This window comes from Leptotrichia sp. oral taxon 417 (assembly GCF_013394865.1).
In the GTDB taxonomy this organism is placed as follows: Bacteria; Fusobacteriota; Fusobacteriia; order Fusobacteriales; family Leptotrichiaceae; genus Leptotrichia; species Leptotrichia wadei_A.
In genome coordinates this window covers 176,204-190,126 of the sequence record NZ_JABXYV010000001.1, presented here as the reverse complement: position 1 = coordinate 190,126, position 13,923 = coordinate 176,204, and the positions used below count along the sequence as shown (strand labels likewise).

Annotated in this window: 12 protein-coding genes; 3 read left to right on the top strand and 9 right to left on the bottom strand. The window is 28.6% G+C overall.

The window, feature by feature from the left end:
* From HW276_RS00935 to HW276_RS00895, 9 genes are all read right to left on the bottom strand, one after another.
* The gene (locus tag HW276_RS00935; protein ID WP_178937062.1) at positions 1-1,110 is read right to left on the bottom strand and encodes a class I SAM-dependent methyltransferase; all 1,110 of its coding nucleotides are present in this window, start codon (positions 1,108-1,110) and stop codon (positions 1-3) included.
* 18 nt (positions 1,111-1,128) lie between these two features.
* Complete coding sequence (locus HW276_RS00930; RefSeq protein WP_178937061.1) at positions 1,129-2,409, bottom strand: ABC transporter ATP-binding protein; 1,281 nt, start codon at positions 2,407-2,409, stop codon at positions 1,129-1,131.
* Complete coding sequence (locus tag HW276_RS00925; protein WP_178937060.1) at positions 2,409-3,182, bottom strand: ABC transporter permease; 774 nt, start codon at positions 3,180-3,182, stop codon at positions 2,409-2,411. Before HW276_RS00925 ends, HW276_RS00930 begins: the two co-directional genes overlap by 1 nt.
* 3 nt (positions 3,183-3,185) lie before the next feature.
* On the bottom strand, positions 3,186-4,115 hold the full coding sequence (locus HW276_RS00920) for a GDP-mannose 4,6-dehydratase (RefSeq protein ID WP_178937059.1): 930 nt from the start codon (positions 4,113-4,115) through the stop codon (positions 3,186-3,188).
* Positions 4,116-4,130: 15 nt separating this feature from the next.
* Positions 4,131-5,162, bottom strand: coding sequence for a GDP-mannose 4,6-dehydratase (gmd, locus tag HW276_RS00915; RefSeq protein WP_178937058.1), 1,032 nt, complete (start codon positions 5,160-5,162; stop codon positions 4,131-4,133).
* Positions 5,163-5,183: 21 nt separating this feature from the next.
* Positions 5,184-6,260, bottom strand: a complete 1,077-nt coding sequence (locus HW276_RS00910; RefSeq protein WP_218974984.1) for a mannose-1-phosphate guanylyltransferase — start codon at positions 6,258-6,260, stop codon at positions 5,184-5,186.
* A 56-nt stretch (positions 6,261-6,316) separates the two neighbouring features.
* Positions 6,317-7,219, bottom strand: coding sequence for a glucose-1-phosphate thymidylyltransferase RfbA (gene rfbA, locus HW276_RS00905; protein WP_178937057.1), 903 nt, complete (start codon positions 7,217-7,219; stop codon positions 6,317-6,319).
* A gap of 21 nt (positions 7,220-7,240) precedes the next feature.
* On the bottom strand, positions 7,241-8,536 hold the full coding sequence (locus tag HW276_RS00900; RefSeq protein WP_178937056.1) for a sugar transferase: 1,296 nt from the start codon (positions 8,534-8,536) through the stop codon (positions 7,241-7,243).
* 360 nt (positions 8,537-8,896) lie between these two features.
* On the bottom strand, positions 8,897-9,856 hold the full coding sequence (locus HW276_RS00895) for a site-specific integrase (RefSeq protein WP_178937055.1): 960 nt from the start codon (positions 9,854-9,856) through the stop codon (positions 8,897-8,899).
* 222 nt (positions 9,857-10,078) lie between these two features.
* Here HW276_RS00895 and HW276_RS00890 point away from each other — a divergent pair, with 222 nt between their 5' ends.
* From HW276_RS00890 to epsC, 3 genes are all read left to right on the top strand, one after another.
* Positions 10,079-11,773 carry a M3 family oligoendopeptidase gene (locus tag HW276_RS00890; RefSeq protein ID WP_178937054.1) on the top strand — a complete coding sequence of 565 codons (1,695 nt, stop codon included), beginning with the start codon at positions 10,079-10,081 and terminating at the stop codon, positions 11,771-11,773.
* Between the two features lie 239 nt (positions 11,774-12,012).
* Positions 12,013-12,930 carry a cysteine synthase A gene (gene cysK, locus HW276_RS00885; RefSeq protein ID WP_147002746.1) on the top strand — a complete coding sequence of 306 codons (918 nt, stop codon included), beginning with the start codon at positions 12,013-12,015 and terminating at the stop codon, positions 12,928-12,930.
* Between the two features lie 245 nt (positions 12,931-13,175).
* Positions 13,176-13,724, top strand: coding sequence for a serine O-acetyltransferase EpsC (gene epsC, locus HW276_RS00880; RefSeq protein WP_147002745.1), 549 nt, complete (start codon positions 13,176-13,178; stop codon positions 13,722-13,724).
* Positions 13,725-13,923 lie beyond the last annotated feature (199 nt).

Sequence of the window (13,923 nt, the reverse complement as noted above, 5' to 3'; positions counted from 1 at the left end):
TCACTTCCAAGCAATTACCGCATAATCTTGATATCCAAATAACATTTCATGCATTCTTCTAATTTTTTCATTATATTTTTCCAATTCTTTTGGATCCATATCGTTATCTTTAAGTACAGGAGCTTCTATATCAACAGGAGAACTGTAAATAAATTCTACTTTTTTAAATCCATGTTCTTTTAGTAACATCTCAATTGTAAATGGATGAACATACTGTCTATGCGTCAAATCTAATGTATATGCCATAGTTTGCGTTACCAAAGCCATTGGATTTATAGTTTCAAGAATTAACGGACTTCCTTCTTGAAGATTTTTATACGCTCCTTTTATTAATTTTACTATTTGTGATGGTTTTAAATGCTCTATGACTTGTGATGAAAATATTCCGCCTAAATTTAGATTATCGTTGTCATATAAATAACTCACTCCATCTCTCAACTCAACTGATAGTCCATCTTTTTTACATTTTTCTACCATTTGTGGGTTAATATCCATCCCAAAAACATATTGTTTACCTGCATTTAGTAAAGTTTTTATAAATTCTCCTCTTCCACAACCTATATCCAATATATTATCTTTTCCAGCATACAATCTTACAAATTTTTCTTGTAATTTTTGTATACTCTCTTCAGATCCTCTATATTTATTTTCAAAAGCAAGGTAATCCATATCAAAATCATTTTCTTTTTCTAATTTTTCTAATTTTTTTATTCTGGCTTCTTTTTCATCTAATATTTGTTTCATTTTTTCATTTTGTTTATTTAAATTATTTATAGTTCTAACAGCATATGAATTAAATGTTATCTGATCTTGCATCATTGGAACTACATACCATCTTGTTAATTTTCTAATCACTTTTTTTACAAATGAAAACAATTTATTCCTAGATAAAATTTCTCTTTCTAAATTAACATTCCAAACACGATTTAATGTATCTAAATCATATCTAAAATTATCTTCTTCATTTATTTTAGGAGTAAAATCAAAATTATTAATTTTTTCTTCCTCAACATACCCTTTATCTTTTATATTTTGTCTAATTTTAGCCATTATTTCTTCAACATTAATATTATCTATATTTATTTCAAAATCATTTTCTTTTATTTCCATAATCTAATATATTCCTTTCTATAAGTGATTAAACTTATGTTTTACCCTAAATATACCGGTATCTTTTAAAATACTATAAACACTAAAATTTTCTATTTTTCTTACATAATCATAAGGTTTTCCATATTCATCATGAAAAGCTATATCTAAATAATATTTACCTTCCAGTAATTGAATATGATTAATTATTACTTCAACAATTCCCTCATCTTGAATCTTTAATTTTCCAAAATTATCAATAAAGGTATTTGTTCCATAACAATTTAATCCATCATTTCTAAAAATTCCAAAACCAAAAACAGAATCTTTTAATTTATTGTTATTCCTTTTATATTTAACTTGTATTTTTAATTTTTCGTCTGAATTGTAGGTATCGCTTACCTCATCTTTTTCATTCAATAGTTTTATATCAATAATCTCAACATCTTTATTTCCAGTTCGATTTTTATCTTTTTTATCCTCTTTTTTTTCAATATTTTTTTCTTCAGATTCTTCTTTATTTTTTTCTTGCTCATTCGCTTTATCTTTAGGTTTTATTTTAATTTTTTCATTTTTATCTTTATTCATAATGTCATCTAAATATTCTGCAACAATATCATGAGGTATGCCTTCGTCTCTTATTTTGCCATTTTCAATCCATATAGCTCTATTACATAATCTTTCGATTGATCCCAAATCATGCGACACTATCACAATCGTAATTCCACTTTTTTTTAACTCCAACATTTTATTAAAACACTTTGCCTGAAATCTAGCATCACCAACTGCCAAAATCTCATCAATCAATAAAATATCTGCATCAACATTTATTGCAACAGAAAAAGCCAGCCTCATATACATTCCTGAAGAATATGTTCTAACAGGACTATCTATAAACTCTTCTAATTCAGAAAATTCTATGATATCATCTAATCTAGCATCTATTTCTTTTTTCGTAAGTCCAAAAATAGAAGCATTTGTATAAATGTTTTCTCTTCCAGTCATATCAGGATGAAATCCTGCTCCTAATTCCAAAAGGCTTGAGATCTTTCCATTTATTTCTATTTTCCCTTTGTCAGGATAAATTATTTTTGTCATTAATTTTAACAATGTACTTTTCCCACAGCCATTATGTCCAACTAATCCAATAACCTCTCCTTTTTCAATTTCTAATGTTACTCCTTTTAAAACTTCATGTCTCGTATAACTATTTCTCTGTTTAAAAAAAAGCAATCTTTCTTTTAAAGTATATCCTTTATCACTATATATTTTAAAGCTCTTTTCTACATCTTTTACACTTATTACAACATCTTTCGTCATTATAGTTCCTCCGCAAAGTTTTTTTGTAATTTTTCAAATACAAAATATCCAATGATAATCATGATTATTCCATAAATTAGTATACCTCCAAACGAATTAAAGCTTGGCATTCTTTTGTAATATAAAATATCTCTATAAAAATTTATTATTCCTGTCATTGGATTTAAATAAAACCAAAAACGATGTCTTTCTGGTATCATATCAATATTATAAACTATCGGAGTTAAATAAAACCACATCATCACTATTATGTTTAAAATATATTCTAAGTCTCTAAAAAATACATTTAAAGCTGAAAATATAAAAGTCATTCCCAACACAAGAATATATTGTACAACCATGACAACTGGTAGAAGTAACATATATTTACTAAAACCAATACCACTGACTAATATTGTTAACAATACAACTATCATACTATAAAACATATTCATAAACGCTGAATTACTTGTTACTATTGGTAATATTATTCTTGGAAAGTATATTTTTTTTATTAAATCTTTATTCATCATTATACTCACAGCCCCTACTTGTATACTAGAAGCAAAAAATATCCAGGGTATTAATCCAACAAATAAATAAATGTAGTATTTATCAATATCTACTCTCATAATTGTTGAAAACACTATTGTATAAACAACTAATTGCAAAAGAGGATTCAGAAATGTCCACAAAAAACCCAATATTGAACCCTTATATCTAACTTTTAAATCTTTTTTTACTAAGTTTGAAATCATTTCACGATAGTCATATAATTCTTTTATAATTCTCATAATTTATTTTCCTCTCCAATATTCCAAAACTTCCTTTAAAGTTTCGTCAATAGAAATTTCTGGACTCCATCCCGTATCTTTCTTAATTTTTGAATTGTCACATTGTACTATTGGTACGTCAACTGGTCGAAATTTTTCTTTATCTATTTCAATTTTTATTTTTTTACTTGATAAATTTATTAATTTTTTTAAAATATCTTTTATCTTTATAACATTTCCTGAACCTATATTGTATGATTCTCCTATTTTTCCACTCTCAAGTAACATTAGATACCCTCTAACAATATCTCTTACATCGGTAAAATCTCTCAAAGTATCTAAATTTCCAACTTTTAATACAGGAACTGCACTTTTTTCGATTTTTACAATTTTACTTGCAAAATCAGGAACAACAAAATTTTTACCTTGCCTAGCGCCAATGTGATTAAATGCTCTTACGAATATAATATTCATTTTATAAGCTTTTACATATAATTTACCAATTTCTTCCTGTGTTTTTTTACTAATTCCGTATGGACTTTGAGGATTCTGTAATTGTGTTTCTTTAATTGGACAATCTTCAGGTTTTATAGTTCCATACTGATCACTTGACCCAATGATTAGTATTCTAGAATTTATATTATTAATTCTCACAGCTTCTAATAGATTCAAAGTACCATTTACATTAACATCTATTGTTAAAACTGGTTTTTGCCATGAAAGTCCTACTGCACTTTGTCCAGCTAAATGAAAAATCATATTTGGACTTATATTTTTTATTACATCGCTAACATTTTCTGCATCTAGCAGATTCATCTTAAATATCTTTATTTTATCATTTTTATAAGTTTCACTTATTGTTGTCCCATAAACATCATAACCACTTTTAAAAAGATAATCAGACAAATATCCTGCAACAAAACCATCAACTCCTGTTACTAATACTTTTTTCATTAAGAATCTCCTTCATTAAAGTGATTTTAATTTAATTTCCTTCTGAATATTTTTTAGATCATTTTTAACCATTCTCTCAACTAGTTCAGCAAAAGATATTTCTCTTTTCCAACCTAATACTTTTTCAGCTTTTGCAGTATTTCCAATTAAAATATCAACTTCTGCTGGTCTAAAGAATTCAGGATTTACTCTAACAATTATTTCTCCTGTTTTAGAATCTTTACCTACTTCATTAACTTCTTTACCTTCCCAAATTATGTCTATATTTACACATTTAAAGGCTTTTTCAACAAACTCTCTAACTGTTCTTGTTTCATTCGTTGCAATTACATAATCATCTGCTTTATCCTGCTGCAACATTAACCACATTGCTCTAACGTAATCTTTTGCATGCCCCCAATCACGTTTAGCGTCTAAATTTCCTAATTCTAAAATATCTTGTACACCTAATTTTATTCTAGCAACTGCATCTGTTATTTTTCTAGTAACAAATTCTTTTCCTCTTCTTTCAGATTCATGATTAAACAATATTCCTGAACATGCATACATGTCATAACTCTCTCTGTAATTTTTAGTAATCCAATGGCCATAAAGTTTTGCTACTCCATATGGACTTCTAGGATAAAAAGGTGTATTTTCATTTTGAGGTACCGTTTGGACTAATCCAAACATTTCGCTTGTAGAGGCCTGATAAAATTTTGCTTCAGGTTTTACTATTTTTATAGCTTCAAGTATGTTCAAAACTCCAATTCCATCAATTTCTGCAGTTGTAATAGGTTGTTCCCAAGAGGTTCCCACAAACGATTGAGCTGCTAAATTGTAAACCTCATCTGCTTGAGAAATTTGCATTGCATTTATTAATGAAACTAAATCTGTCATATCAGCATATATAAATTTTATTTCATCTTTTCTATGCTCTATATTTCCAAAAGTGGTCACACTTTTCCTTCTTATGAGTCCATAAACTTTGTATCCTTTTTCTAATAATAATTCTGCCAGATATGAACCATCCTGACCATTTATCCCAGTGATTAAAGCTTTTTTCATTTATATTCTCCAATTTTCATTTTATAAATATTCATTCCTGTTACAAATTTTTAAATTGTTAATAACTTCTTTAACTTCTTGTGTATTATTTTTATGACAAATCAGTGTTACATCATCAGTATCTACAACCACTATATCTTCTAATCCAATAGTTGCGATAAGTTTATCACTTCCTTGAATTATTGTATTTTTTGTTTTTATACTTATTACATTTCCTGTTATTACATTTCCATCTTGATTTGTTTTATTAATTCTTTCAAGAGACAGCCAGCTTCCTACATCATCCCATCCAAAATTTCCTGGAATGACGTAAATATTCTTAGCTTTTTCCATTATTCCATAATCTATGGATTCTGATGGAAGATTTAAAAATTCTTTTTTTAATACTTCTTCATATTTTCCTGTATTTATTGATTTTCCAATTTTTTGTAGTCCTTCATAAATTTCAGGTAAATATTCTTTAAAGTTTTTTAAAATAGTTGATGCTTTCCACACAAACATTCCGCTATTCCATAAATATTGTCCGCTTGTTAAGTATTCTTTTGCTTTTTCTAAATTTGGTTTTTCTACAAAACGTAAAACTTCATAAATATTTGTACTGTCTTTAAAACTTTCACCTTTAGTAAAGTTAATATACCCATATCCAGTTTCAGGATAATTAGGAGTAATTCCTATTGTTGCTAGATTATCACCCTTTTCCACTACATCTAAAGCTGTTTTTAATGTATCAATAAAGATTTCGTTAAATTTAATCAGATGATCTGAAGGTAAAATTATCATTTTTGAATTTATATCTTTTTTGGCGATATGAACCGCAGCAAGTCCGATACAAGGTGCTGTATTTTTTGCAGCAGGTTCAATAATAATATTTGCTTCAGGTATATCTGGAATATGTTCTGAAACCAGATTTTTGTACATTTCATTTGTAACTACATAGATATTTTCAATATCTACAAGATTTTTTACTCTTTCAACAGTATGCTGAATCATAGATTTCCCATCATCTGTCAAGGATAAAAATTGTTTTGGTAAATTTATTCTACTTTTCGGCCAAAATCTTTCACCTTTTCCACCAGCCATTATTACTACAGAAGTCAATATTATTCCTCCTTTTTTATTTTAATTAATATAGTTTATAATTTTAAATTTGCTATTTAAATAGATAATAGCAATAAACTTTCTAAATATTTTTTATAATCGCATTTTTTCAATTTTTCTATTATTTCAGCAAATTCTCCTTTTGATATCCATCCTTTTGTATAGGAAATTTCCTCAAGACAGGCGATGTAAAATCCTTGCCTATTTTGAATAGCTTCCACAAAATTTGACGCTTCCATCAATCCTTTTGGCGTTCCTGTGTCAAACCAGCTCATTCCACGTCCAAGAGTTTTTACTTTTAGTTTATCGCAAGATAAATAAAATTCATTAATAGACGTTATTTCAAGTTCATTTCGATCTGACGGCTTTAACATTTCAGCTTTTTTAATAACTGTATTATCATAAAAATATAATCCTGGCACTGCGAAACTTGATTTAGGATCTATTGGTTTTTCTTCTAATGAAATTACTTTATTATTTTCATCAAACTCAACAACACCATAATCTTCAGGATTTTTCACTGGATATCCGAATATCATTGCACCAGCATTGTTTGATTTTTCCCCTTTAAAATTTTCAAAATAATCAACAGAATCTTCAAGAACTTTTGAAAATCCATTTCCATAAAATATATTATCTCCCAAAATTAGAGCTACATTATCATTACCAATAAACTCTTTTCCAATCAAAAAACATTCAGCAATTCCGTTTGGCTTTTCTTGAACTTTATATTCGATATTTATACCTATTTGCTTTCCATTTCCAAGAAGTCTTTCAAATAGCAAAATATCCCTTGGTGTAGAAATTATTAAGATATCTTTTATATTTGCAAGCATAAGAACAGACAGAGGATAATAAATCATAGGTTTATCATAAACAGGCAGAATTTGCTTAGAGATAGATTTTGTAAGAGGGTATAATCTAGTTCCACTGCCTCCAGCTAAAATAATTCCCTTCATAAGAATTCTCCTTAAATTAGTTTATTTCCCTTTTCCAAATAAGACAGCTTTAACTGTCTTCATAATAATAAGTACATCGAGTATAAGATCTTGATGCTTCAAATAGTACAAATCATACTCAAGCTTCCTCTTCGCATCCTCCAGGCTTTCCCCATAGGGAAACATTACCTGTGCCCAGCCTGTTATTCCTGGCTTTATAAGGTGTCTCAGGTTGTAATGGCTTATCTTTTCAGCATAGTCTTTTGCTAAAATATCCCATTCTGGACGTGGGCCTATGAAGCTCATTGTCCCTTTCAGGATGTTCCAGAGTTGAGGAAGTTCGTCAATCCTTGTCTTTCTCATGAACTTTCCAAATTTTGTAACCCTTGTGTCGTTGTCCAGCGTGTACTTTGAATATTTTTTTGGATCGTGTATTCTCATGCTTCTGAACTTATAGACTCTGAAGGGTTTCATGTTTTCGCCTATTCTGGTCTGCTTGAATATGACTGGTCCTTTAGATTCCATCTTAATAATTATTGCAGTAATTAATGCAAGTGGTGACAGAAGCACCATTAAAGTTAGTGCAAGAATTAAATCCATTCCACGTTTCATATTTTTCTGCATCTCGTTACTTAAAATATCAAATCCATTTGACTGTAAAAGCCATTCTTCATTTATCTGATTTATATCTATTTTTTTTTGAATATCTTCGTTAAATTCTTCATAATTTATTATTTTCAGTCCGTTAATCTTCAAATCAAAAATTCGCTTCAAATATTTTTTAAAATCAGGACTTTTTATATCCTTTACAATTACCAATACATCAATTTCCTTTTTAGATATAATTTCTTCCATCTGATCATAATTTCCAATTAAATATTTTGTTGCCCCGCTTTTATTGTTTGAAATGTATCCAACATAATTGTAGTCAAGAGTATTGATAATATCTTCCTGAACATTATTCCTTATATGATTTGAACCAAATATCAGCACATTTTGCTTTTTCATATAAATGGAGCATACTATTTTTCTGAAAATTACTTGGAATAAAAAAATTAACAAAAAGATATAAAAAATATTAAACTGCTTCCAGAAAGCATATAGCACAACTGAAAATATCACATCAATTCCCAATGTTATAAATACGTCCTTATATCTAAAACGTTCTGCATAGAAATCAAGCTGTCCGAATATAAATTTTATAAATATGAACAGGATAAATATAAAATTGGTCAGATACTTTGCTACATAATTATATTTATCTAGTAAAAAACTGTAAATAATATATAAAATAAGTATATAAAGTATACGTATCCGAATATCTTTATTTAATTTCATAGTTCATCCTCACTTAACAGCCGTTGATCTAAAATCACGGTAATAAACCGTAAATATTTCGGCATTATAGTAATTTTACCTTAAAACAGGAGCAATAATACCTTGTTCCTGCACAAAATTTTTAATATTTTTTTTACCTTTTTATTAAAAATAAAACTGCTATAATTTACAAATAATTACAGTATGAGTATATCACATTTTATTCCCAAATTCAAGTAAACCAACCTTCAAAAAAATTTTTTGAATTAATAAATAAATAAAAATAATTTTACCATTATTTAAAGCTGTACTGCTACAAGTCTTAGTTTTATTTTTTATTTTAATTAATTTTTTTATTTAACTATTTTCATAAATTGGATTTTAAAATTCTTTTACCAAATTATTAAAAATTTTGTTCAGACATTCTTTTTTGTGCTTTAAATCAGGATGAACGTATAAATTTAAAGTTATTCCAATAGAGGCATGTCCTAAAATTTCAGATACAGTCTTGTAATCTATGCCATTTTCAATAGCTTGTGTTGCAAAAGTGTGTCTTAGCGAATGAAATTTCAGCTTTGAAATTTTTAAAATATTTAACATCTTCTTGAAAAATTTTCTATAAGTTCTTGGCTCAATATATTTTTTCTCGCCAGAAATAACGTAAAAATCACTGTTAGATTTAAACTGCTGCAATAAAGGCATTAATTCAGAGGCAATAGGAATTTTACGTCTTGAGCTTTCTGTTTTTGGTGAAGAAATGATGACTTTGCTCTTTTTAGCTGTACTGATATATATTCTTTGAATCGTATGATTGATATTAATGACTTCCGTCTTTAAATCCACATCCTCCCACTTTAATGCACATATTTCTCCTATTCTAAGCCCAGTGCATATACAAATAAGTATTCCCAGTGTCTGATTACACAGATTATTTTTCACATACTTGCAAATTTTTCTTCTCTCTTCAAAATTAAACACTTCAACTTCTTTAGTTTTCTCTCTCTTAGGAATTTTAAATTCAAATTCCATCCTGTCTATAATTTTATGCTTTATCGCAAATGTCAGCACAGACTTTAATACAACTGTCATATCTTTTACAGTTTTTTTTGACAGCCCTCCTTTGCCATCCAATCTTCCGCAACTTAACTTGTCTAAAACGAAAGACTGAAAATCCTTATTTGAAATTGTACTAACCTTTCTTTTTTTAAAATACGTTTTCAAATGATTTTCAATAATTGTCAAATAAAGAAAGTAAGTCGATTCCTTTATATAATTATGCTCATTTTTTAGCCAAATATCCATACATTTAGATATACTCATATTTTTATTCATTGTTCTCATTTTGCCCTCCTGAACATAAAACTTAAACTATAGTAATACAACTTTAAAAATTAAGTTTAAAAAAAATTTAAACTATAACAATAAATTATCAAAAAATATATAAATTTGATGTTTGAGAATCATAGAGTAAATCTTTGAAACTGAAAATATAAAAATATACTTAATTTCCATTTTTTTATGATATAATTAAATTAGAAAAAAAATGAAGGGAGAATATAAAATATGAAATTTAATGAATACAAATATGAACATTTGGATTTGGAAAAAATAAAAAAAGAATTTTCAGAGCTTATAGAAAGTTTTGAAAAGGCTGAAAATGTGGAAGGACAAGTTAATGCATTTGATGAAATTATAAAACTGAGAAATCATATTGAAACTATGCAGACACTTGTTTCGGTTCGCCATAGCATTGACACAAATGATGAGTTTTATGATAAGGAAAATGAGTATATGGATGAAATCAGCCCTATTCTTTTTGGATTTACGAATGACTTTTATAAGGCTCTTGTAAATTCAAAATTTAAAGATGAACTTATCCAAAAATATGGAAAATTTTTATTTGATTTGGCAGAAAACACATTGAAAACATTTTCACCTGAAATTATTCCAGATGCACAGGAAGAAAATAGACTATCCAGCAAATATTCAAAATTAATTGCAAGTGCAAAAATAGATTTTGATGGAAAAGAGCTTAATTTGTCACAAATGGTTCCTTATACACAGTCAAAAGACAGAAATGTAAGAATTGAGGCGGCTAAAAAAGTTGCTCAGTTTTTTGCTGAAAATCAAGATGAATTTGATAATATTTATGATTCGCTTGTAAAAGTTAGAACTAGAATGGCTCAAAAGATGGGATATAAAAACTTTGTGGAATTCGGATATAAACAGCTGTCAAGACTTGAATATGATGCAAAAATGGTAGAAGGCTACAGAAAGCAAGTGCTTGAAAATATTGTGCCGCTACATACTGAACTTCGTGAAAGACAAGGGAAAAGACTTGGAGTGGACAAACTTAAATTTTATGATGAAGCTATAAAATTTAATTCTGGAAATGCTGATCCGCATGGGTCACCTGAATGGATTTTAAACAATGGGAAGACAATGTACAAAGAATTATCGAAGGAAACTGATGAATTTTTTACATTTATGACTGAAAATAATTTGCTTGACTTGCTTTCTAAAAAGGGGAAAATGAGCGGCGGATACTGCACTTACATTCCAGAACACAAGGCACCATTTATTTTTGCCAATTTTAATGGAACTTCACACGATATTGATGTTTTGACGCATGAAGCCGGACATGCTTTTCAAGTTTACCAAAGCCGTGGATTTGAAGTTCCTGAATACTTATGGCCATCTTATGAGGCTTGTGAAATTCATTCGATGAGTATGGAATTTTTAACTTGGCCATGGATGGACTTGTTTTTTGAAAATGATACTGACAAATATAAATTTATTCATTTATCAGAAGCTCTTTTATTTATTCCTTACGGAGTAACTGTCGATGAATTTCAGCACTGGGTGTATGAAAATCCAGAAGCTACGCCAAAAGAACGTCGTGAAAAATGGATTGAAATAGAAAAAAAATATTTACCAACAAGAGATTACGGAGAAGTCGAAGAATTAAAAAATGGAATTTTCTGGTTTAGACAAGGGCATATTTTCAGTTCGCCATTTTACTACATCGACTACACTCTAGCTCAAGTATGTGCCTTCCAATTCTGGATAAAATCAAGGGAAAACAGAGAAAAAGCATGGAAAGATTATTTGAATTTATGTAAACTTGGAGGAAGCAAACCATTCTTTGAACTTATGAAATCAGCTAATTTGAAAAATCCGTTTGAAGAAGGGACATTGGCTTTTGTAATTCCAAAAATTAAGGAATATTTGGATAATGTTGATGATATGAACTTGTAAAATTAATATTGTTTTTTACTTTAGCAGATACATTTAGCAAGGGGTAAGATCCCCTTGTTATTGTTAAATATAAATTACCAAATATATTTACTATAACTTAAAAAATTTTGAATTAAGAGAAAATTTTTTAAATATTTATATTTTTCTATTGATTTTAAAAAGAATTAGTGCTATAATAATTGTAGATACAAATTAATAAAACAAAAAATAAATATATTTAAATATGGAGGTAATTTATAATGATTTACGAAAATATCTTAGACTTAATTGGAAATACGCCTGTGGTGAAATTAAAATTCTTAAATGATGAAAATATCGCTGATATTTATGTAAAACTTGAAAAATATAATATTGGTGGAAGTGTAAAGGATAGAGCGGCTCTTGGAATGATAGAAGCAGCTGAAAAAGAAGGAAAATTGAAACCAGGTGGAACAATTGTTGAACCTACTTCTGGAAATACTGGTATCGCACTTGCATTAATCGGTAAAGCAAAAGGTTATAAAGTGGTAATTGTAATGCCTGATTCAATGAGCGTGGAAAGAAGAAGTATTTTAGCAGCCTATGGTGCTGAATTAATATTAACTGAAGGGGCAAAAGGTATGAAAGGGGCAATTGCTGAAGCTGAAAAATTAGCAGCTGAAAATGGATATTTCTTGCCTCAACAATTTGAAAACCCTGCAAACCCTGCAAAACACTATGAAACAACTGCAAAAGAAATTTTAGATGATTTCCCTCAAATCGATGCATTCGTATCAGGTGTTGGAACTGCTGGAACTTTATCAGGAGTTGGAAAAAGATTAAAGGAAGAAAGACCAGGAGTTAAAGTATTTGCCGTTGAACCTGCAACTTCTGCAGTATTATCAGGAGAACAACCTGGAAAACACTTCCAACAAGGACTTGGAGCAGGATTTGTACCTGGAAACTATGATGCCAGCCTTGTAGATGAAATTATAAAGGTAACTAATGAACAAGCGGTAGAATTTGCGACAAGAGCTTCAAAGGAAAACGGACTATTTATCGGAATTTCTTCTGGAAGTGCAATTGCAGCAGCTTATGAAGTAGCTAAAAAATTAGGAAAAGGTAAAAAAGTTGTAGCAATTTTACCAGATGGTGGAGAAAAATACTTATCAATTGAAGCATTCAGAAACAGTTTATAATTAATAAAACTTAACTAACTTGGGCAAGGATTCTCTGACTTTTACATAAAATAACGGGATGAATTGCCTGTTTTCATATTTTCATACTTTTATGAAATAGAATTATAGTAAAACTGCTTTAGAGCCGAACTCAGATATTATACACTATTTAACCTTTATAAATTTAACAAAAAAGTAAAATATGCAATAAAATGTTGTTTTTAAAACAGTTTTATTATATAATTCATATATAAATTTTAAGGAGTGTGATTATTATTTTTAAATGGTTAGTAAGTGAAATAAATAATATAGCGGAAAAAGATCCAGCTGTCAGATATAAAATAGAAGTTTTTCTCTATCCGTCTCTACATGCAGTTATTAATCACAAGATTGCCCACTTTTTTCAAAAGCATAAATTATATTTTTGTGCACGGCTGATTTCTCAAATTTCACGATTTTTTACAGGAATAGAAATTCATCCAGGAGCAAAATTAGGAAAAAAAGTATTTTTTGACCACGGAATGGGAATCGTAGTTGGAGAAACTGCTGAAATAGGCGATAACTGCGTCATCTATCATGGTGTAACTCTAGGCGGAGTAAGCTCTTCCAAAACTAAGAGACATCCCACATTAAAAAATAACGTCACAGTTGGAACAGGAGCAAAACTGCTAGGAAATATTGTGATTGGAAATAATGTGAAAATTGGAGCAAATTCAGTTGTTTTAAAGGATGTTCCAGATAATGCAGTAGCAGTAGGGATTCCAGCTAGAATCATTCCAAAAACAGAGGAAGACTACTATATGTGGCATATTTAACAGATTTTTTACAGTTTTTTTATATTATTTATTAAAATATTCAAATGCAAAAAAATTTGACAATCAAAGTAAAATATGGTATATTTTCTATATGAAAAATTTACTTCATTTCTTTGATTTGAAATAAAAATTAGGATAGGATTATCCAAAAATACAAAAGCAGATAAATGTGCAAAAGCATATTTAAAACTAAACTAAT

Bases quoted from the DNA above. Each gene is read 5' to 3' on its own strand.
- HW276_RS00935 (WP_178937062.1), bottom strand. From the start codon at position 1,110: ATGGAAATAAAAGAAAATGATTTTGAAATAAATATAGATAATATTAAT.
- HW276_RS00930 (WP_178937061.1), bottom strand. From the start codon at position 2,409: ATGACGAAAGATGTTGTAATAAGTGTAAAAGATGTAGAAAAGAGCTTT.
- HW276_RS00925 (WP_178937060.1), bottom strand. From the start codon at position 3,182: ATGAGAATTATAAAAGAATTATATGACTATCGTGAAATGATTTCAAAC.
- HW276_RS00920 (WP_178937059.1), bottom strand. From the start codon at position 4,115: ATGAAAAAAGTATTAGTAACAGGAGTTGATGGTTTTGTTGCAGGATAT.
- gmd (WP_178937058.1), bottom strand. From the start codon at position 5,162: ATGAAAAAAGCTTTAATCACTGGGATAAATGGTCAGGATGGTTCATAT.
- rfbA (WP_178937057.1), bottom strand. From the start codon at position 7,219: ATGAAGGGAATTATTTTAGCTGGAGGCAGTGGAACTAGATTATACCCT.
- HW276_RS00900 (WP_178937056.1), bottom strand. From the start codon at position 8,536: ATGAAATTAAATAAAGATATTCGGATACGTATACTTTATATACTTATT.
- HW276_RS00895 (WP_178937055.1), bottom strand. From the start codon at position 9,856: ATGAGAACAATGAATAAAAATATGAGTATATCTAAATGTATGGATATT.
- HW276_RS00890 (WP_178937054.1), top strand. From the start codon at position 10,079: ATGAAATTTAATGAATACAAATATGAACATTTGGATTTGGAAAAAATA.
- cysK (WP_147002746.1), top strand. From the start codon at position 12,013: ATGATTTACGAAAATATCTTAGACTTAATTGGAAATACGCCTGTGGTG.